The sequence below is a fragment of the Vibrio aestuarianus genome, from assembly GCF_012395185.1.
Classification (GTDB): domain Bacteria; phylum Pseudomonadota; class Gammaproteobacteria; order Enterobacterales; family Vibrionaceae; genus Vibrio; species Vibrio aestuarianus.
Map to the genome: position 1 here is coordinate 1 of NZ_JAAZTU010000019.1, position 21,758 is coordinate 21,758.

The 21,758-nt window shown below is 41.6% G+C and carries 17 protein-coding genes; 13 read left to right on the plus strand and 4 right to left on the minus strand.

The annotated features are described in order from the left end of the window. Nucleotides 1–263 precede the first annotated feature (263 nt). The 3 genes from HGG78_RS10530 to HGG78_RS10540 all read left to right on the plus strand — a co-directional run bounded on the left by HGG78_RS10530 (nt 264) and on the right by HGG78_RS10540 (nt 4,000). The gene (locus HGG78_RS10530) at nt 264–1,745 is read left to right on the plus strand and encodes a carboxypeptidase M32 (RefSeq protein WP_172532860.1); all 1,482 of its coding nucleotides are present in this window, start codon (nt 264–266) and stop codon (nt 1,743–1,745) included. Between the two features lie 428 nt (nt 1,746–2,173). Next, on the plus strand, nt 2,174–3,673 hold the full coding sequence (locus tag HGG78_RS10535) for a diguanylate cyclase (protein WP_172532861.1): 1,500 nt from the start codon (nt 2,174–2,176) through the stop codon (nt 3,671–3,673). Nucleotides 3,674–3,820: 147 nt separating this feature from the next. Beyond that, nucleotides 3,821–4,000 carry a hypothetical protein gene (locus tag HGG78_RS10540; RefSeq protein ID WP_053312263.1) on the plus strand — a complete coding sequence of 60 codons (180 nt, stop codon included), beginning with the start codon at nt 3,821–3,823 and terminating at the stop codon, nt 3,998–4,000. Between the two features lie 173 nt (nt 4,001–4,173). Here HGG78_RS10540 and HGG78_RS10545 read toward each other — a convergent pair whose 3' ends face one another. Together HGG78_RS10545 and hrpA are read right to left on the minus strand one after the other, a co-directional pair. After that, the gene (locus tag HGG78_RS10545; protein ID WP_053312264.1) at nt 4,174–4,659 is read right to left on the minus strand and encodes an outer membrane beta-barrel protein; all 486 of its coding nucleotides are present in this window, start codon (nt 4,657–4,659) and stop codon (nt 4,174–4,176) included. 103 nt (nt 4,660–4,762) lie between these two features. After that, on the minus strand, nt 4,763–8,698 hold the full coding sequence (gene hrpA, locus HGG78_RS10550) for an ATP-dependent RNA helicase HrpA (protein WP_172532862.1): 3,936 nt from the start codon (nt 8,696–8,698) through the stop codon (nt 4,763–4,765). A gap of 183 nt (nt 8,699–8,881) precedes the next feature. Between hrpA and HGG78_RS10555 the strand changes: the two genes are divergently transcribed. Beyond that, complete coding sequence (locus tag HGG78_RS10555; RefSeq protein ID WP_172532863.1) at nt 8,882–9,469, plus strand: FMN-dependent NADH-azoreductase; 588 nt, start codon at nt 8,882–8,884, stop codon at nt 9,467–9,469. 97 nt (nt 9,470–9,566) lie between these two features. On the opposite strand, the gene HGG78_RS10560 is transcribed toward HGG78_RS10555, so the two are convergent. Continuing rightward, nucleotides 9,567–10,877 carry a MipA/OmpV family protein gene (locus HGG78_RS10560; protein WP_053312266.1) on the minus strand — a complete coding sequence of 437 codons (1,311 nt, stop codon included), beginning with the start codon at nt 10,875–10,877 and terminating at the stop codon, nt 9,567–9,569. A 124-nt stretch (nt 10,878–11,001) separates the two neighbouring features. On the opposite strand from HGG78_RS10560, the gene HGG78_RS10565 reads away from it, so the two are divergent. The 9 genes from HGG78_RS10565 (at nt 11,002) to HGG78_RS10605 (ending at nt 20,947) form a co-directional block, all read left to right on the plus strand. Beyond that, nucleotides 11,002–11,373, plus strand: coding sequence for a VC1380 family protein (locus HGG78_RS10565; protein ID WP_053312267.1), 372 nt, complete (start codon nt 11,002–11,004; stop codon nt 11,371–11,373). Nucleotides 11,374–11,497: 124 nt separating this feature from the next. Continuing rightward, nucleotides 11,498–11,956: a tellurite resistance TerB family protein gene (locus HGG78_RS10570; RefSeq protein ID WP_053312268.1), complete on the plus strand. Its 459-nt coding sequence runs from the start codon at nt 11,498–11,500 to the stop codon at nt 11,954–11,956. Between the two features lie 333 nt (nt 11,957–12,289). Beyond that, nucleotides 12,290–13,498, plus strand: a complete 1,209-nt coding sequence (locus HGG78_RS10575) for an alanine:cation symporter family protein (RefSeq protein WP_254068199.1) — start codon at nt 12,290–12,292, stop codon at nt 13,496–13,498. Nucleotides 13,499–13,508: 10 nt separating this feature from the next. After that, nucleotides 13,509–15,209, plus strand: a complete 1,701-nt coding sequence (locus HGG78_RS10580) for an FAD-dependent oxidoreductase (RefSeq protein WP_172532865.1) — start codon at nt 13,509–13,511, stop codon at nt 15,207–15,209. 74 nt (nt 15,210–15,283) lie between these two features. After that, nucleotides 15,284–16,528, plus strand: a complete 1,245-nt coding sequence (locus HGG78_RS10585; protein ID WP_172532866.1) for a YeeE/YedE family protein — start codon at nt 15,284–15,286, stop codon at nt 16,526–16,528. Nucleotides 16,529–16,875: 347 nt separating this feature from the next. After that, the gene (locus HGG78_RS10590; protein ID WP_172532867.1) at nt 16,876–18,021 is read left to right on the plus strand and encodes an ABC transporter substrate-binding protein; all 1,146 of its coding nucleotides are present in this window, start codon (nt 16,876–16,878) and stop codon (nt 18,019–18,021) included. Between the two features lie 5 nt (nt 18,022–18,026). After that, complete coding sequence (locus HGG78_RS10595) at nt 18,027–19,736, plus strand: ABC transporter permease (RefSeq protein ID WP_172532868.1); 1,710 nt, start codon at nt 18,027–18,029, stop codon at nt 19,734–19,736. After that, nucleotides 19,702–20,349, plus strand: coding sequence for an ATP-binding cassette domain-containing protein (locus HGG78_RS10600; RefSeq protein ID WP_168522091.1), 648 nt, complete (start codon nt 19,702–19,704; stop codon nt 20,347–20,349). Before HGG78_RS10595 ends, HGG78_RS10600 begins: the two co-directional genes overlap by 35 nt. Beyond that, nucleotides 20,342–20,947: a CDP-alcohol phosphatidyltransferase family protein gene (locus tag HGG78_RS10605; RefSeq protein WP_172532869.1), complete on the plus strand. Its 606-nt coding sequence runs from the start codon at nt 20,342–20,344 to the stop codon at nt 20,945–20,947. The genes HGG78_RS10600 and HGG78_RS10605 overlap by 8 nt, the downstream gene beginning before the upstream one ends. A gap of 17 nt (nt 20,948–20,964) precedes the next feature. Here HGG78_RS10605 and HGG78_RS10610 read toward each other — a convergent pair whose 3' ends face one another. After that, nucleotides 20,965–21,495, minus strand: coding sequence for a 3'-5' exonuclease (locus tag HGG78_RS10610; protein ID WP_171980972.1), 531 nt, complete (start codon nt 21,493–21,495; stop codon nt 20,965–20,967). Nucleotides 21,496–21,758 lie beyond the last annotated feature (263 nt).

The following is a 21,758-nucleotide window of genomic DNA, read 5'->3' on the forward strand; positions in this document are numbered from 1 at the left end:
TTCCTTACTTTACTTAAATGATGAATGTATTTTGCGCAAATTCATCACCTATAGAGCAAGGTCGATGCCAACCTTAAGATTGTTTAATTTCAATGAGTTATACTGACAAATAAAACATATCGAGCAATAACCTGCCTAGCATAAGCAACTTTTTGCTTTGTGGGGTAGAAAATTGCGATGAAAGCACAAAGTTGAACGCTTGGTTGAAGTGATATTGATTGCTACACTCATCTCTTATTTTTAAGTCACGGAAGGCAAATATCATGTATACATTCGATAAGTTAGTACAACATTCTAAAAAAATATCTCACTTTAGCCATTTAGCTGCCATTTGTGGCTGGGACCAGGCAGCAGTTATGCCTTCAGGAGGTGCGCAAGCTCGTTCAGAAGCAATGGCACAGCTATCGGTACATATTCATAGCTTGTTAACTCAACCCCAGTTGTCTGATTGGTTTGCTCAGGCAGAAACAGAAGCATTGAATAATGAACAAAAATCGATATTACGCGAGCTAAAACGTCAATGGTTACAAGCAAATGTACTTCCAGAAGCATTAGTTCAAGCCAAGTCTTTGGCTGGTTCTAAATGTGAGCATGCATGGCGTACTCAACGTGGTAACAACGATTGGGTCGGTTTCGAAAAAAATTGGGCGGAGGTGGTTAAGCTATCTCAAGAAGAAGCACAAATTCGCGCGGATGCAACTGGGTTTACACCTTACGATGCTATGCTCGACATATATGAGCCTGGCATTAATACCGAATCTCTTGACCGTGTTTTCTCTAATGTGAAGACTTGGTTACCTGATCTCATTGATCAAGTTATTGATAAGCAAAAGTCTGAGCATATCATTTTGCCTAGCGGACATTACCCTGCTGAGAAACAAAAAGCACTCGGTTTGGAAGTAATGAAACTACTGCAATTTGACTTTGAACATGGCCGACTCGATGAAAGTGTTCACCCTTTCTGCGGTGGTGTTCCGAGCGATGTTCGTATCACCACTCGTTATAATGAAGCCGAATTTATACAATCTTTGATGGGTATCGTCCATGAAACTGGCCACGCTCGTTATGAACAAGGATTGCCTAAAAACCTTGCTGGGATTCCGGCAGGCGAAGCTCGCTCAATGGGGATACATGAATCTCAATCTTTGTTTTTTGAAATGCAAATTGGTCGTAGCAACGCATTTATTGAACACCTTGCAAAACTTTCAGCCAAACATATCGCTGATAATGAAGCAAATGTATTTGAACTTAATAATTTCCAAAAAATTTACACTCGTGTAGAGAAAGACTTTATTCGCGTTGATGCTGATGAACTTACCTACCCTGCTCATGTCATTCTACGCTATGAAATTGAACGTGATTTGATGAATGGTAAAATTCAACATACTGATATTCCTGATCTATGGGATCAAAAAATGCAGGCGTATCTAGGGCTATCGACTAAAGATAATTATAAAAACGGCTGTATGCAGGACATTCACTGGACTGATGGGAGCTTTGGGTACTTCCCCAGCTATACATTAGGCGCTATGTATGCCGCTCAATTTATGGCAGCAATAAGACAGACCGTCGATGTGGATAGCGCGATTCAAAGTGGTGACTTAACCCCAATCTTCACTTGGTTATCAGATAACATTTGGAGTAAAGGAAGCTTGCTAACTACCGATGAGCTAGTCACTCAGGCAACAAGGGAAACTCTAAACCCTCTACATTTCCAAAACCACCTTCGAAGCCGTTATTTGTGATATAGCTATAGAGGCTCCAACACAGGTAATATTGCGTCGCTTCACACTGAGGGCTACCCTACATGACTCGTGCTTTGACAAAGTGCAAACCATCAGTAGCCCTTTAAAGTAAAATTAATCAATACCATTTTAAAGCCACTTATTGATAACCCCTCCACCATAGTATTGATGGGGTCTTAGCTGGCTGTAGTAAGTAACAATACAACGAGGAGCCGAAGTTCTATTTTCACGATAACAAGTGACTTTTTTAGCTAGAAAGGTAGGTGTTGCTTCCGATATTTTTAATTGATATTTTTATAGTTATAATATCGTTTTTCAACTAACATTATTGATACCATCACCTTATAAAAACAGGTAATGTTTTGATATCGACAAGTAATTTGAAAAGCGTCATTGGATCTAAATTGTCAATTCACATCACATTGTTGATGCTTTTGAATATCATTTCTTTCACGGTGCTAAATCGCGAATATCATGAGCAAAAGACTCGCATATTAAACAACTACTCGGCCATTATGCAATCAAAAGTCGAAGCGAGTTTGGGTGTTTTTAAGAAATTTTCTCATTACGTATACCAGCAAATATCGCAGGATACACAGGTGATGACGCTTTTTAAACAGGCGGTAGAATCCCCAGGCCCAGTCAGGGATGCGAGTCGACAAAAAATATATCAACTTCTGAAACCAAATTACGATCTGTTGAAGGGCCATAACTTTCGTCAATTGCACTTTCACTTTGCCAATGGTGATAGTTTCTTAAGAGTACACAAACCTGAAAAGTATGGTGATAACTTATTTTCTGTTCGTGAATCAGTGAGGCTTGCCAATACACAACAGCAAATCATTGAAGGTTTTGAAGAAGGTAAAGTGTTCAACGGTTATCGATTTGTCTACCCGCTTACTTTTGAACAGCAGCCTTTGGGAAGTGTTGAAGCTTCTTTGTCTATGGGAAGCATCCTTGAGCTTCTGTTCGAACTTTATCCACATGACGACTTTTACTTTGTGATCAATAAATCTACAGTGGATGCCAAGCTATTCGAGGACATGAAAGGCAACTATATTCCGACCTTACTATCTGAAGATTACTACTATGACAAAGCGGTATTTGAACAGAATCTTGCCAATATTAAGTATAGGGATTTACTCAAAAATGTTGAGAGCCTTGGCGCAGAGTTGAGCCCACTGATTGAACTTGAAAAGACCTTCTCTCAGGTGATAACGGTGTCTAACAGAGATTATGCAATGAGTTTTATCTCATTCCAGAACTTCAAAAATCAACATGTGGCTTACTTGATTACCAGCTCTGAAGATACTGCGGTAGGGGGGCTGCGTAACACATTTCTGATGTACGCACTTTTGGTTATACTTGTATCCATGATTTATGCGTGGAATATATACTCAGAGCACGTGTACAAGAAAAAGTTGATGTATCTTTCCAACACTGATTTTTTGACTAAGCTGTTTAATCGCAACAAGTTTACCGAGAACTTAACGTTTGAGTTCGTCAAATATAGGGAGTCTAGTGGAACCTTTAGTGTGGTTCTGTTCGATATTGACCATTTTAAGCGAATCAACGATAGTCTGGGCCATAACATCGGTGATGCGTATCTAAAAGAGCTCAGCGAACTTATCGCTTCAAAAGTCAGGCATTCCGACACGTTTGCTCGTTGGGGTGGAGAAGAGTTTATTGTGTTACTCCCTAGCACTCCCGAAAGCAGCGCACTTAAGGTCGCCGAATTGCTTCGCAAACAAGTCGAGTCACATCAATTTTCGTCACCTCAGAGAATCACCATCAGCTTGGGTGTTGCTGAAGTCAATGACAGCGATAAAAGTATTGATGATGTCATAGCAAGAGCGGATAAAGCTTTATATGAGTCAAAAGACGCAGGGCGCAACAAGGCCACTGCATGGTCTGAGACCCGCAAATAGTCATTAAGTTCTGTTAACAAATAGTAAGGTTCAATTTGATTAGGCAAATTTGATCAAATACAAACCAATCAGAGCCACTTCTAGCACTTTCATAACTATGCGCACAAAAAATACGACTAAAGTAGGACTACTGTAAATACGCTACAAATGGAAGTTTCATTCTCAATTACCGATGCCTCAGTAGATAATGCTGTCGAAGTTAATATGACCTATGAGTCATACCAATCACTAATTTTTTTACGTAGTGGGCAAGAAGATATTATCGTTCCGCTGGTAAATGATAAAGGTGAAAACTTAGAGAGCGATTTTTTTGAAAACCTTGACTAAATAAGTTTAAGAGTTCATTAAATCCCTTGAGATTATTGATAAAGCGCCAGATATAGAAAAAGCTGCCACCATTTCCCCAAAGCTCGCTTATTCGCTTAGTTTAGAAAAGCAAAAACGCCAGTCGTTGAGTACTGGCGTTTTGACTATCACCTAATAGCTTAGGTTAACGACACTTAAAGGAAATTGAACGATACTGTGAAAGACAAAGTGCCTACGTCTCTTTTATCCATTACATAGTTGATGTAGTTAGCACCAAGAGAGATTGGGCCAAATGCTGCGTAGTCCGCACCCACACCGTACATAAAATCAAAGCCATCATCATCAGAGAAAGCCGCACGACTGTCAGTAAGATCCCAAGAGTGAATACCACCTTTTGCGTAAATTTGCAGAGGACCAAAGTTTATGCTTGGTTTAACAGCAAAATAAACTGAAGATGCTTTCAGGTCACCGCCCGTATATTCAAATTTACCGTGATCAGTGTAGCCGCCTTCAATACCAATGAAAGGTAAAATACCAGTCCCTACATGAATGTTATATGAGGTTGAAGTTTCGCTGTCTAAATCCGATTGGCCAACAGAAGCGCCACCGTAGATCCAAGAATCAGCAAAAGCCGTTGAAGATGCCCCAATCAGAGCAAGAGCTAGTAAAGTCTTTTTCATAATTAACCTTTTTATATTGTTTGGCAACGGAGTCAAACCGGCACTCCATTGCCACATAGCGTCAAATTACAGTGGATACATTTATCTGATGCAAATTTTATACCTAACAGGCATCAATCGCGTTCTTAATTCGCTTATCAGAAACTGGATAAGGTGTTCCGAGTTGTTGAGCAAACAAACTGACGCGTAATTCTTCTATCATCCAACGGATCTCTTTAACGTTTTCTGGTACTGCTATGCCACGTGGGATCTTGTTGAGTAGTTCTTTGTAATCATTGAGCACTGACTCAATTTTCAGCATGTGCAGACGATCTTTATTCGGATCAACTGGCAATTTTTCCATCCGTCGCTCTACAGCACGTAAATATCGCAAAATATCAGGTAAACGTTTCCAACCACATTCAGTGGCAAATCCTTTGAAAAGAAGCCCTTCGATTTGTGCTTTTATGTCAGACAAAGCAAACGCCATTGTAAAATCGATTTTGCCTTTTAACTTTTTGTTAATGTTGAAGGCCGTTGTCAGAATCGTTTCAACTTGTTGAGCAATACTCACTACAGTATCGCCCAATTCCGCACGCACATACTCTTTTAGCGCTTCAAATTCCTCGGGTTGCCAGACTAAACCGCCCCGCTCTTCTAATAATTTATCAATACCACATGCAATGCAGTCATCAATCAAATCTAAAACTTTGCCATAAGGATTAAAATATAGGCCCAGTTTAGATTTATTGGGCAAATTCGCGTGTAAATATTTAATCGGTGATGGGACATTAAGCAAAATCAAACGTCTTTGTCCTGCTTTCATTGCACTGATTTGCTCTTGTTCCGTTTCAAAGAGCTTAATTCCCACACTATCTTTTGCATCAACTAAGGCTGGGTAGGCTTTGACTTCAAACCCACCTCGTTTTTGTTGATACACTTTTGGCAACTCACCGAAGCTCCAAGTATGCAAACCTTGCTGTTCAATATCATCATCGGCAACTTGAGAAAGTGTCTCTTGAACTTTTTCTTTCAAACTTTCTTTCAATTCGTGTAAGTCTTTATGTTCTTTGAGCTTACGGTTTCGATGATCGACAGCTCGGAAAGTGACCTTCAAATGATCAGGCACTTGGTCTAAATTCCAATCTTCACGCTTGACTTCAACACCAGTCATGCGGCGTAGCTCTTTTTCCATTGCATCCAACAACGGCAATTCCATAGGGGTTACACGGGCTAAAAAGGCATCGGCATAATTAGGCGCTGGCACAAAGTTTTTACGAACCGTTTTTGGTAGTGATTTGATCAAACTCACCACCAGCTCATGGCGTAAACCCGGGATCTGCCAATCAAACCCTGCCGGTTCAATCTGGTTTAATATTGGTAATGGCAAGTGAATAGTGACACCGTCACTATCAATACCAGGTTCAAACTGGTAACTTATTTTTAGCTTTATCCCATTCTGATGCCAAAAGTTTGGATAATCTAAATCTGTAACATGGCTGGCATCACCTTTGAATAGCATCTCTTTTTCAAAGTTGAGCAACTCCGGAGTCTCTTTACTCGCCTTTTTCCACCATGCATCAAAATGACGACCAGAGACGACATCAGTTCCAACACGTTGATCGTAAAACTCAAACAGTTCTTCGTCATCGACCAAAATATCGCGGCGACGTGACTTGTGTTCTAGCTCTTCTACTTCAAGCAGCAACTTGCGATTTTGCTTGAAGAATGCGTGTTTTGTTTCCCAATCACCTTCGACCAACGCACTGCGAATAAATATTTCACGGCATAGAGGTTCATCTATCGAGCTGTAATTGACTAAACGCTTCGGAACAATCGGTACACCGTAGAGCATCACTTTTTCGTAAGCCATGACAGCAGCTTGCTTTTTCGACCAATGCGGTTCGCTGTAAGTACGTTTAATCAAGTGCTTGGCTAGGGGCTCAATCCATTCAGGCTGGATTTTAGCGGCGATACGCCCCCATAGCTTGGAGGTTTCAACTAGCTCAGCCACCATGATCCACTTGGGTTGTTTTTTAAACAAACCCGATGCAGGAAAGATATTAAAACGTGCGTTACGTGCACCTTGATATTCGTGTTTTTCTTGATCTTTAATACCGATATGGGACAGCAAACCTACCAAAATCGCACTATGAACACATTGGTAATTAGCCGGTTCAGCGTTGAGTTTGTAATCCATTTCGCGCATTGACTGATGGATTTGGAAATAGACATCTTGCCATTCACGTACACGTAAATAGTTTAGGTAGTCTTGTTTACACTGTTTGCGGAATTGATTCCCAGTGAGCGCTTTCTGCTGTTTTTGAATGTAATCCCACAAGTTGACCAAGGTGAGAAAATCGGACTCTTCATGAAAGAAGCGGCGATGTTTATCATCAGAAGATTGCTGCTTATCGGATGGTCTTTCCCGCGGATCTTGAATCGACAGTGCAGAGGCAATCACCATTAGCTCTTTTACACAACCAAAACGCGTCGACTCCAGAACCATACGAGCCAAACGCGGGTCGATAGGTAAACGCGCCAATTTTCGCCCCATATCGGTTAAGCGTTTTTTAGCATCTTGATCTTTTTTCTTTGAATCAGGAACAATGGCCCCTAATTCTTCCAGTAGTCGCACACCATCTAAAATATTTCGCTTATCTGGTGCTTCAACAAAGGGAAACGCTTCAATATCCCCAAGTCCTAGTGCTGTCATTTGCAAAATAACAGACGCTAAGTTAGTGCGAAGAATTTCTGGATCGGTAAATTCTGGACGAGACAGGAAATCCTCTTCCGAATACAAACGAATACAAATACCTTCTTCGACACGTCCACAACGCCCCTTACGCTGATTTGCACTCGCTTGTGAAATCGGCTCGATAGGTAAACGTTGTACTTTGGTGCGATAACTGTATCGGCTAATACGTGCAGTACCTGGGTCAATCACATACTTGATACCCGGTACGGTCAAGGACGTTTCTGCTACGTTCGTGGCGAGTACAATGCGTCGACCTGCATGAGGTTGGAAAATTTTATTTTGCTCGCCAGCTGACAAACGAGCGTAAAGCGGCACGATCTCGGTATCACGTAAGTTACGCTTACCCAAGGCTTCAGCGGTATCACGAATTTCACGCTCACCATTCATGAAGATAAGTATATCGCCAAGACCTTCTGCGCAAAGTTCATCTACCGCTTCAAAAATACCTTCGAGTTGATCGCGATCGGCATCATCCTCACCAAATAGAGGTCGGTAGCGCGTATCAACAGGGTAAGTGCGCCCAGAGACTTCGATAATCGGCGCGCCACTAAAGTGGTTTGAAAAACGTTGAGGATCAATCGTCGCAGAAGTGATCACCACTTTTAGGTCTGGTCGACGTGGCAGCAACTCTTTGAGATAACCCAAAATAAAATCGATATTGAGGCTACGTTCATGCGCTTCATCGATAATGATGGTGTCATATTGATTCAAAAAGCGGTCGTGTTGAATTTCAGCCAGTAAGATACCGTCTGTCATCAACTTGATCTGAGTGTTGTCGGAGATTTGATCGTTAAAACGAACTTTATAGCCGACAAAATCGCCTAACTCGGTTTCCATCTCTTCAGCAATACGATTCGCAACAGAACGAGCCGCAAGACGGCGTGGCTGTGTATGACCAATCAAACCATATTTACCACGCCCAAGTTCAGCGCATATCTTAGGTAACTGCGTCGTTTTCCCCGACCCAGTTTCACCAGCAACAATGACTACCTGGTTTTCAGCGATCGCCTGCGCGATATCATCACGCTTTTGACTCACTGGCAGCAAATCTGGATAGTCAATTTTCACACGATGTTGAACGCGTTGCTGAGCAACCATCATTGATTGAGCGATATCTAAAGCGATTTCATCAAAGACGGCGTTTCTGGCTTTTTCATTTTTGATTTTACTTGCACCAGTAATACGTTTGCTAAAACGAAACCTATCTCGCATCATGCATTCGCTTAATGCATTGCGTAGTGACGCCGCACTATTGGTTTTGACGGCGGTCTGTTTTTCTTGATTTGGCTGTGACGAGGTCAAAGCGTTTCCTATTCTTTTCATTACACAAAACTGCACGGATTGTACCATAATCCTTGCCAGTGCGATGATATTATCCTTGTTCAATTTTTTAGAATGACTTGACCAATTCAGACAACTTATCTAACAATTCAAATCGACTACGATGTATTCATCCAGTTATTGATACCCTATAGGAAATACATTATGTCTCGCGTTCTTGCTCTTAAATCTAGCATTCTTGGTGATCACTCTCAGTCAAGCAAACTGCTTGACGCCTATTTAACGAAATTTGAGCCACAACAAGTTACACTTCGTGATTTAGCAGCAAATCCTCTCCCTGTATTGGATTTCGCTGTAGCAACGGCACTACGTTCAACAGAAGAACGGTCTGATGAACAGCAAAAAATCGTATCCATATCTAACCAACTGATTGATGAACTTAAAGCTACGGATACGTTAGTGATTGCTGCACCTATGTATAACTTCACGATTCCAACACAACTAAAAAACTGGTTCGATTTGATTGCTCGCGCGGGTGTCACATTCCGATACACTGAATCAGGCGTTCAAGGCTTAATCCAAGGTAAAAAAGCAATTGTAATCACCTCTCGTGGTGGTATCCATAAAGATTCACCCACAGATAATGTGACCCCATACTTGAAGACTATCCTTGGCTTTATCGGTATTACAGATGTTGAATTTGTCTTCGCAGAGGGCATGAACATGGGCGAAGAGAATGCAGCGAATGGCATTAAAAGTGCTACATCGCAACTGGAAGCGATTACTCTGTAATGATTTTATAGAGCGCTATGCATTGCTATAATCCTGATTTGGTAAGACAAGTTTGGTTTAAAAAAGATGGCCTCCAATTGGTGGCCGTCTTTTGTTATTAGAAATCAACCTGTACATAAATGGTGTTGTAGTTACTGCCACCTTTTATGCGCCCAAATTGAGAAGCTTTCTCAAAAATCGCAGAACGGTGATGTAAAGAATAACCAAACCAGACGTGCTTGAAGTCACTGCTGTCAAATAAATCCCCCATATTCACATCAAAAGAAAAATCGAGATAGTTGAGCAAATGACTCGGCGTATACCCTTTCTCTTCCATCTCTGACTGCTCAATGTAGGTGATGTTGTCGATATAAGACATACCTTCTGCAAAACCAAATCGCCACTGAGTTGGCCAGTTGAATGTATAGTAAGCCTTGATCGCTGCAATAAATTCAGAACTTGATGATTGAACTTGTGATGACCAGTGATGAGCGACACCTGGAGTAAAATAAATATCTATTGGTAAACCAAACAGTTCATCGGTAAGTGGATGACCGTAAAAAAACGACGTCATCTGGTTATTGTACGGATCTTTTTCTGTTTGAAAATTAAAAATTTCACCAATATTTGATGGTGTTCCCCACCCATGAGCGACGCGTAAATAGCGGTGATTTGTTAGATCACTTTTTGGTGCTTTCGATTTATCATTGAAAAATCCAAATCCTACAAAGAGCTCACCTTGGTATCTGTCATCAACCGCTGAACTATTGTAGGCATTATCATCTAACCTAGTTACGCTGGTTGACCCTAATAGATATAAATTTGAAACGACATGGTAACGAACATCTACTCCCACTTTAAGGTCAATGCCAGCACCAATATTTTCACCGCCTAACTGACTAAATGAATAGTAAGAACTATTGAAATCTGCAGCTTTATATCGAAGATTTGCACTCGGTGTTAGCTCCCAATCACCGAAATCAAATTCAGCGGTAGCTCGTAAGTTTGAATGAAAACGAAACTGATCATCACTCATTAACTCAACATCTACATGCCATGTCTCATCAAATTGATAACGGAGTTGGAAGCCAAAGTCCGCAGAATCACCTTCTAGCGCATTTTGTGCCGACTGTGGTACATCAACAAAGCGTAATCGAGTTAACGCACTTATTTTGTAAGGTGATTGGTCATTACTGTATAAATACGCTCCACCTTCCAAGCCATCGATATACACATAGTCGTTTTTAAAATACATCATAGGAACAAACGTACTTACAGACGAGTCACCTGTAATGGTATGAAACGGAATAGATGCCGAGCGGTACATTGCAGCAATACCCCATTCTTGTTCTGCTTCTGCTTTAACATGAAATGACATCAGCATAGCCAGTAAAACCGACCATTTTTTTGGGGTAAAATAAATTCTCATCACTACTTTTCTCACGAAATCCTGCATTAATGACTTAAATATTAAGCAATCAACTCAGGATCCCTTATGTTTATATTAAGATGGCCGTTACAATAGCGGCTATGATCTCTTAAATGACTGAATTGTGAAAGCATCTGAACTAAGAAAAATTTTAGACTCTCTACCTGAAAACGTAGACCCAGAATTGGTGATGGGCGAAGTGTGGCTGCCCGAACGGTTAATCGATACTCAGTTGGATGACAACTTGTTATTTTTAGAGTTCGATAACGCCCCCGAAGAGGGAGAAGGAGAAAATGAGGCTCGAGGTTTTGTTGAGCATGAAATTACAATGATTCGTCAACGTTTTGAGCAAATCCTCGCTGAAAAAGCGGATAACAAGTCAAAAGCCGACGCCATGTTAGCGCTTTTTCTCATGGGCCATGAGTATTCTAGTTCAGAAGTTATCGAAATACTTGAAGACCCAAGTGTCCCACCAGATCCCAATGACAGGTATTGACCAAACAATATTTCAAAGCAAAAACGTTTAGGCTTCTTACTTGTATTACTACTTTAACCTTGCATTATTGTTTCAACGCCACTATTTAATGTTGTAAAGAAAAGATTTAATCAAGGGCTTTACTATGTTCAATGCCATAACATCGCTTTTTAAACAACTTCTAGATGGACAAGATTTAGGAAAAAGAGCCGCAACGAATCCTAACCTTGCTATAGCTTGCTTACTTAAAGAAGTCGCTGGCGCTGATCACCAAATCGATCAAAAAGAAAGTGAAGCGACTTTCCAACTTACTAAGCGACTATTGAACTTAGACGATGAACAAACAACCGCTCTACTCAAACAAGCTAAAGAAAACGTTAAACAATCCGCTTCCCTTTATGATTTCACTTCGCAGCTACGTGAACTCACCCAAGAAACTCGCTATGAGTTAATAAAAGCCATGTGGGAAGTTGCTCATGCTGACGGTGAAATTGATCCATTAGAAGATGCAGTAATCCGCAAAACCGCTGAGCTACTGTATGTTGACCATAGTGAATTTATTCGCGCAAAATTGTCGATACAAACTTCATCTCTAAAGGTTTAACGCATAGTGCGAGATAAAAAATGCTAAACCGTGCTTTCTTACCTCAATAGCTGACACCATAACGAAATGCATTTAAATCGTAGTATTGATCTCTATCAATAACAGCACGAGTTTAACTTTACACTAATTTAGCATTTCATTATATTTATCCGCCTATTAGCTTATGCAACTCACACTAACCAAAAGAAGTGGTTTTTTAGTCAGACGGAATTGAAATCGGTATAGAGAACCATAGTTTCTATGATTTCATTTTGGGTAAATCACATCAGTGATGCTTTATGGGGGATATTTCTTCCATTCTTGATCTTACTTGGTCTCCACATAAACTTCCGCATGCTTCAAGTTCGCAATCGCATCTCAAATGCAGACAACAGCGAATGGAAGTTTAGCAAAATCAATAGCGCACTCTCAATTTCACTGGCTTCCAAAACAGGAACTGGTGCAATTATTGGTGTATTAGCTGCTATGTGGCTAGGCTCACAAAATGGTATTGGTGGTGAAGGTATCGTCCTGTGGATTGCTATCGGCATGTTAGTTATGGTACCGATCACTTATTCAGAAGTACTGTTTACTCAGGTAGCAAAACTAACCCCACGCCAATTTATTAACAAATACCTTAACCACTCAGCAGCTAAAATATACGCTCTAGGTTTAGTGGCACTTTACGCTTTCGGTTTTGTTGGCTTTCAATTTTCTGGGGTACAAACCGTTGTACGCCTTTTCTCTATTCAATATTTTGATTATCAGTTCACCGCGACGACAGCGTTACTTGGGATTGTAATACCTATACTGATCGCGGTCAGTATAGTTATTTTCACAAAAAGTCATCAGATCTTCGTTAATGCGCTGTCATCGATGATTTTTAGTCTGATCATCGCATATGTTGTATTTTTTATCTTCTTTGTAGCTAAGACATCGGATTTTTTTATTAGCTATTTACAGATTATCTATAATGATTTTACTCAATTTCGTTCTATCGGTATCGGTTTACCTGCCGGGCTAATATTTGGTTTCCAACGAATTATACAAATTAGTGAAACCTCATTAGGTACAGCGGCACTTTCTAGTTCTGAGCGCCTAAACTCACCACGGCGTGAAGCAGCTGTGCAAACCCTAGCCACGGTAATCAGCATCTTTATTGCTGTTGTTATTACCAGCTACGTCTTTTCGTACGGCACACATCATTTTGCCGATGTGCAGCTAGTGGCTGATGGCTTTACTAGAATCAAAGGTTTTATTCTTACTGCTTATCATGTCACAGGGGCACTAGGTGCTGCTGTTGTATTAGCTTTCTTCGTTATCTCAGGGTTTACCACCATTTTAGGCTCATTCCATTATGTGAACACGAGTTTAGATCTGCATTTAAATGCTCGCATCGCCGTTTATTTGACCTTAATCAGCATCTCAGGATGTTTAAGCGTCGCTAATTTTGGAGTGATCTTTGATGCATCAAATTTACTGATGTTTGTGGTTGGAGCATTGAACCTGATTGCAATCTCACGTTTTTTAAGTAAAAAAAATTTTAAGTTATTAACATATTAAGGTAACTATTATGAGTAAAAAAATTCTAATTGTTGGTGGTGTTGCTGGTGGTGCATCGGCTGCGGCTCGACTTCGTCGTCATAGTGAAGACGATCAAATCGTCATGTTTGAAAAAGGTCCACACGTGTCATTTTCAAACTGTTGCCTCCCTTATCACCTCAGCGGTACGGTAGAAAAAGCAGAAGATTTAGTGTTGATGAGTCCTGAAAAATTTGCATCTCAGTATCGTATCGACGCGCGAATTAGCCAGGAAGTCGTGGCAATTAACCGTCAAGAGAAAACCGTTACCGTCAAGCACGTACTAACAGGTGAGACATACCAAGAGTCTTACGATAAGCTGATACTATCTCCAGGCGCAAAACCTATCGTTCCAGCAATACCTGGCATTGAAAAAGCTCAAGTATTCTCAATCCGCAACGTTGTCGACATTGATCGCTTAAACCGACATATTAAAGGCACCAATCCCAAAAATATAAGCGTCATCGGTGGCGGTTTTATTGGTGTTGAAGCCGTTGAAAACCTTCAAGAAGCAGGCTACAAAGTAACGCTCATTGAAGCGATGCCACAAATAATGAAACCATTTGACTATGGCATGGTACAAATCTTACATAAAGAGATTATTGAAAACGGTGTTGACCTAATTGTCGGTGACAAAGTCATTGAATTTAATGCAAACAGCATCGTACTTGAGTCGGGGCGTGTGGTTGAATCTGACGTGGTCGTAATGGCCATTGGTGTGACACCTGAAACGCACTTAGCAAAAGATGCTGGGCTTGAATTGGGAAAAACTGGTGGCATCAAAGTAGACCAAAACTACCGCACAGCGGATACCAACATTTATGCGGTTGGTGATGCAATTGAAGTCTATGGCTATTTATTTAATGATAATTTCCTACTTCCTTTAGCGGGTCCAGCACAAAAACAAGCGCGTAGTGTGGCTGACCATATCAATGGTATGAGCATTGATAACCGTGGTTTCATCGGCTCTTCAGTAGTAAAAGTATTTGGTTATAATGCAGCAGCAACAGGCATGAATGAAGCGTTCATTAAAGCGAATAACCTCAACATCAAGTACGATACGGTTAAGCTAATTCCAAATGATAAAGTTGGATTAATGCCAGAGTCACATGGCGCACACTTTAAATTGATTTTTGAAGTTCCAACTGGACGTATTTTGGGAGCCCAATCAATTGGTTTAGGCAATATCGATAAGCGTATCGATGTGATTGCTACCGTCATTAAGTTTGGCGGCACCATATATGACTTGAAAGATCTTGAACTATGTTACGCGCCACCGTTCGGTACCGCAAAAGATGTGGTTAACTTTGCCGGTTATGTAGCAACCAACTTAATGCGTGGTGATTTCAAACAGATTCATGCTCGTGATGTACGTCCATTGGTTGAACAAGGTGCACTCATTGTCGACGTCCGTGAAGCGGATGAATATGCCCAGAGCCACATCAAAGGCGCACTGAATCTTCCATTGAGCGAGATTCGTGACCGTACCAACGAGCTACCCCAAAACCAACCAATATACGTTCATTGCCGTAGCGGCCAACGCAGCTATAACGCAGTATTGGCTCTACAGCAAATGGGCTTTAACAACGTATTCAATATCTCCGGTGGTTTCATGGGCCTAAGTTTCTTCGAATACTTTAATGATGTAACAACAAAGCGTACGCCAATTGTTACCGATTATAACTTCGACTAAGACTTCTAACTGAATTTACCCCTAATATATGTCGGTCAGGTGACTGATCGACTCTTTTAAAATAGATTTTTATTATGAATAAGCAACAAAATATTTTCGGTGTCATTGTCGCGATTACAGCAGTTGTACTCGGCGGCATTTTTCTAAAAACAGAAACCCTCTTTTTCCGCTTATTAGTCGGCATGGGCTTAGGCTATGCATTAACTCGAGGTTTTATGGGTTTTGCAGGTAGTGTTAATCGAGCTTACCGAGGTGGTTCGACGAAACTCATGCAAATCTTAATGTTTTTATTCGTTATTACTGCGATTGTAAACGCAGGGTTCCTATTCACCAGTGATCCAAAAGGGTATGACTTATGGATAAACCCAATTAACTTTGGTTTAATTCTAGGTGGCATCTCTTTCGGTTTCGGCATGACCTTCTCTTCTTGCTGCGCTTCAGGGGTTATGACAGATCTAATCACTGACTTGCCTCGTGCATTTATTACTTTGATTTTCTTTGGCTTAGGCGTCTACTTAGGCTTCCCTTTGCAAAGCTCTCAAGCTTGGATCACTGACTCTTTATTTACTAGTAGCAGCTATACATCTGGAGTATTTTTACCTGATTTATTCGCTTTTGATGGTTTAGATGGTTATCTGGGTTCGATTGTCCTAACGGCTATTTTCGCTGGTATTGTTGTTTACTTATCGAAAAAATATGAGGATAAGCGTCGCGCTTCAGGTACATATCGCGGTATTGATACAGAAATAGACCAAGAGCATGTAAAACTGGAACAACCAACGCATACTCCATTTAAGCTATTCAGCAAAGCGACCTATGAAGCAATGTTCGTGACACCTTGGTCAATGAAAGCTAGTGCAACTATGATCATTGTCCTGTTCACCTTAATGCTTGCTGTCACTCAATCTGGTTGGGGGGCATCTACGCCATTTGGTATTTGGATTGGTCAAGCATTGACATTTATTGGGGTGCCGATTGAGCAAGTTGCTGCATTTGCTGATCGCCCAGTAAGTATGTTTGCTCTGCCATTCTTTGAGCACCCGATCTCAGTACAAAACTTTGGTATCGTTGTGGGTACCCTAATTTGTGTGCTACTTATGGGACAACTTAAGTTTTCATTCAACTACAGCGCTAAGCAACTTAGCTTATTCGCTATGGGTGGTTTGCTCATGGGTCTAGGTACTCGCTTTGCTAACGGTTGTAACGTTGGTGCTTTATATACACCGATTGCCAACCTTTCGCTATCTGGCTGGATCTTCTTTATTTTCCTCGTGATGGGTGGTGTATTGGGTAACAAGGTTGCAGCAAAAATAAGCTAATACCACCAAACTAAAAAGCAATATCACTAAATCATATCAACTGGGTGTTCTATTGAAAGCATGTCTTAAGCGTCAATAGAGCACCCAGTTTTTTATCCAGCCAATCACCGCCTCTTCTCGATTAATATTCACTCATTCAATACGACTCTGTTGCGTAAAACAATATCAACAGGGAAGTTTTCTCGTCATAATCCGGTCTGTAAGAAAAGAACAAATATTTGATGTCACAATAATAGTAATTAATTGAAACTATTATCAAAAAAACTCGATAATGGCCATGAGTTAAAGGCTATGCTTTTACTATGCTTAGCACCTTAACTTATTGATAACGATAGATGGATGACTTTATGAACAAGCTACTTAGCACAATAGGAATTACCGTATTAGCTTTTAGCGTCAAGGCGCATGCCGAAGAGTGGAAACAAATTGAACAGCAAGCAAAGGGACAGACCGTTTATTTTCATGCTTGGGGTGGCAGTCAAGAAATCAATCGTTATTTACAATGGGCTGATAAAGAACTTCAACAACAATATGGAGTAACTCTCAAGCACGTCAAAGTGACTGATATCGCCGAAACGACAACACGACTGATTGCCGAAAAAGCAGCAAAGAAAGATAACGATGGCAGTGTCGACATGGTTTGGATTAACGGTGAAAACTTCAAATCCATGAAGGATAACAACCTATTATTTGGCCCTTTCGTACAAGATCTCCCTAACTGGAAATATGTTGATAAAACACTACCCATAGACAACGATTTTGCTGAGCCAACAGAAGGGCTAGAAGCTCCTTGGGGTGTAGGACAACTGGTGTTTATTCATGACTCCGCCACGCTTAATAATCCTCCGCATTCTTTTGCCGAAATGCTCAGTTACGCCCAAGCGTTCCCCAATCGCTTAAGCTACCCTCGTCCACCAGAATTTCACGGTACTAGTTTTTTAAAATCGCTGCTTATTGAACTGACAGATAATGACGCGGCATTAGCCAAACCAGTTACACAAAGTGACTTTGACGTTATCACTCAACCACTGTGGAATTATCTTGATCAATTCCATAAAGTCGCGTGGCGTGGCGGTCAGCAATTTCCAGCTGGTACTTCTGAAACCGTTCAATTACTGGATGACGGCCAACTTGACCTTGCGATTACTTTCAATCCAAATGCGGTTTTCTCAGCTCAAGCCAATGGCACATTAGCGGATACAACCAAAGTCTATGCGATGGAGTATGGTGCACTTTCAAACATTCACTTCTTAGCCATACCTTGGAATGCGACCGCTAATGCAGGCGCACAAGTGGCGATTAACTTTCTGCTAAGCCCTGAAGCACAATCTCGTAAAGGAGATCTCAAGGTATGGGGCGACCCGTCGGTATTAAGTAGCCAGTATTTAACCGGCACTGCGAAAAACACCAAACAGTTCAAGTCCGTGGGAGAGCCACATCCTAGTTGGCAATCAGCGCTAGAAAAAGAGTGGCTTAAACGCTACGGAAGCTGAAGTAGATGTTAAAAGCCCTCTATCTGATCATTATTTTAGTTTGTATTATCCCCACGGTCCCCGGTTTGCTGGGGGTCGTGGCCTCTTCGTTCGGTTATATACCACCGATTGGCCTGCATCACTTATCACTCGGTGGATTTGCCATGGTCTTTGAGTGGCAAGGGGTATGGCGCTCTATTGGGCTCACCGTATACTCAGCAATTGCTAGCAGCTATATCGCCTGCTTAATCAGTTTTGCCATTTTACAGGCGAGCTGGGGAAGTAAATTCTGGCGTAAAGTAGAACTCTCTCTTTCGCCACTACTTGCAACGCCGCATGTCGCTTTCGCGATTGGTTTTGCATTCCTGTTTGCACCGACGGGTATGGGGGTTCGTACCTTACACGGTCTGTTCGGCTTTGAGCCAAACTCGTACAATGTAGATGACCTTGCACTGTTTATAAAAGATCCATATGCAGTGGGCTTGATAGTGATGCTTGCGCTAAAGGAAGTCCCTTTTCTACTGCTAATGAGCATTTCGATTCTTTCCCAACTCAAGATCGATCACATTGAAAAAGTGAGTGCATCTTTAGGCTATAGCCAAGCGCAAATGTGGTGGAAATGTATTTTCCCCCAATGGCTGGTAAAACTCCGTTTTCCGATGCTCGCAGTAATCGCTTATAGTCTGTCAGTAGTCGACGTTGCTTTAATTCTTGGCCCCACCAATCCCCCCACATTTGCCGTATTAGTGTGGCAATGGTTTAGTGACCCCGACCTAACACTATTACCACGCGCTGCCGCCGGAGCGATGGTGCTATTTGCCATTGCTTCAGCATTGATTGTCTTTGCTCGTGGAGTTGAGTGGACGGTCACCAAATTGTGGAGACATTGGCAATATTCAGGCCGTTATGGGGTAATGTTACCCGGTAAAACATTGTTCATTGGTATTATTTCTCTGACCCTTTTGATGGTGCCACTGATGGTCATTTGGAGCTTTGCTCAACGTTGGCGTTTCCCTGATTTACTGCCAAGCCATTACAGCGACCGATTCTGGCAATTAGAGTGGCACAGTATCTTAAGCACGGTAAACCAAAGTGTGGTCATTGCGATTATCGCCTCCTCAACTGCACTGATTTTTGCCCTCATTGCTCATGAATATCGATGCAAATACCAGTGGCAGATCCCAGGTTATATCATTGCAATCCCGATGCTAATACCACAATTGTCAGTTTTATTCGGGCTACAAGTTGTAGCGCTTTATTTGAAAAGTGATGCTTATTTCTTTTGGGTCATTTGGGCTCATGTTTTTTTTGCTTTTCCTTTTGTCTATCTATCGCTTGACGGCCCTTGGAGGAGCTTTGACAACGGGCTCACCAAGGTCGCATTAAGTCTGGGTAAAACACCGCTACAAACTTGGATGAGAATAAAAATACCGATACTACTACCTACTATTGTTTTTGCTTGGGCTGTTGGTATTAGCGTGAGTCTTGCGCAATATTTGCCCACCTTGATGCTAGGTGCAGGTCGCATCAGTACTGTGACTACTGAAGCGGTTGCATTGTCGAGTGGATTCGACCGCAGAGTGACGGCTATCTATGCCATTTGGCAAGCTATTTTGCCGCTACTATTCTTTTCTTTATCAATATTTATCAGTCGATTACAAATAAAGTATCGCCGAATCACACTAAAAGGTTTATTACCGAATGAGTCTCTGTCTCGAAAACCTCACCATCCGTAAATCCCAAGGTGAGTTACTCTTTTCTTCGCTTAATATGCAAATAGGCAAGGGAGAAATTCTGACCTTAATGGGACCAAGCGGCTGTGGAAAATCAACCTTACTCGATGTAATAGCCGGTCATTTGTCCAATGAGTTTGACTATTCAGGCACGTTAACTTTAGAGGGAGTAACCTTAAATTCACTCCCAGCTCATCAACGAGAAGTGGGGATATTATTTCAAGATGATTTGCTTTTCCCTCACCTATCTGTATGGGAAAACCTCGCTTTTGCCCTGCCCAATTCAATAAAAGGCCGCCACCGAAAAGAGCAGGCGATACAGGCACTCACTCATATTTCATTAGCCAATTTAGCCAACTCTTTCCCAGACCAAATCTCTGGCGGCCAACGAGCGAGAATCTCATTGATACGAATGCTGTTAGCCAAACCTAAAGTTGCCCTGCTTGATGAACCCTTTAGCAAATTGGACAAAGATCTGCGTATACAGTTTAGGGATTGGGTGTTTGAACAACTGAAACAAGCCAACATCCCTGCTTTGATGGTGACACACGATAAGCAAGATGTACCCGCAGGCAGCGCTGTATTAACCTGGCCATGGGAGACAAGCCATGCTTGATCGTTTAAGTATCAAAGTCATTCGCGCACCTTTAACTCTCGGCGCTCGCCTATTAAATAAATGCGGCATAACCGCCAATCAAACCACTGTATTTGGTTTTATCGTGGGCTGTTTTGCACTGCCAGCATTGGTGACTGAACAGTACTTATGGGCACTGCTATTTATTGTATTAAACCGAATATGCGATGGCTTGGATGGCGCTCTGGCCAGAATACAGGGAATCACCGATTCCGGCGGGTTTCTTGATATCAGCTTAGACTTTTTATTCTACTCACTGATTCCATTTGGTTTTGTATTGGCAAATCCAGAACAAAATGCCGTGGCTGGCGCCTTTCTGATTTTTTCATTTATCGGTACTGGCAGCAGTTTTCTTGCATTTGCTGTTATGGCGGGCAAACGTGGCATCGAAAACCCGGTGTATAAACACAAGTCGCTCTATTATATGAGTGGTTTGACAGAAGGCACGGAGACCATCGCCTGTTTCATTGCATTTTGCCTGCTACCAAGCCACTTCTCCATGCTCGCTTATCTATTTGGTGCTGCGTGTTGGTTTACCACCGCTACCCGAATCTATTCTGGCTTTCACACCTTAAAATAAGCCATGTGCTTAAGCTTTCACAACATGGTTAGAGCAAGCTTGGCGAGGTTGTAAGCGTCCACATAACCGGAATGCTGACGGCCTTCCCATTCAATACCCTGAGATTCTTGCGCGGCGCGATGACCTATGCGCTTTTCTTTGAGTCGGTGTTGAATGCGGTACAAGGTCGACAGGTTTAAAAACTCTTTAAATGGCATATCAATGCCTTTTTGTTGACACTCATTAGCAAGAATTAGGTCATCTCGCCCCCATGAGGCGTAAATTTTATTTGGGCCGCCGAAGTTTTTTACCATCGATTTCAGCACGTCAACCAAAGGACGACCTTGCTTTTCAATTTTGCGTGGCGTAATTCCAGTCAGCTCACTACAGAACAGAGACACTTCATCTTGTTCTGGTTTGACATAATATTGTGCACGCTTGACGATTTCACCTGATTGAACATCAATCTCAGCCAAGCCAATTTCAATGATTTCGCCAGTTGTCCCAACGCCATTTTCATTCCAACAACACATCTCTAAGTCGAAACAGACAACTCGGTTATAGTTCATTGTTCAGGCGAATCCTTTAATTTAGTTTTCAGAGTGATGAATTTTACCTGACTCGCTGTCAAAACTCGACTCTGTAAAAAGCCGTTCGCGCAGTTAATCATCGTTCATCGTTCATTTGAGCTTTTATTGTTTAAAGAGTGAGCTATTAAATCGTCTTAATCCTGATTAATCCTACTTTCCTAAAGCCTTCAGGCTTGAATATGGTAAACTTCGTCCCTATTTTTAAGTCTATTCAGCGCAGACGTTGCCACTCTAATAACCTC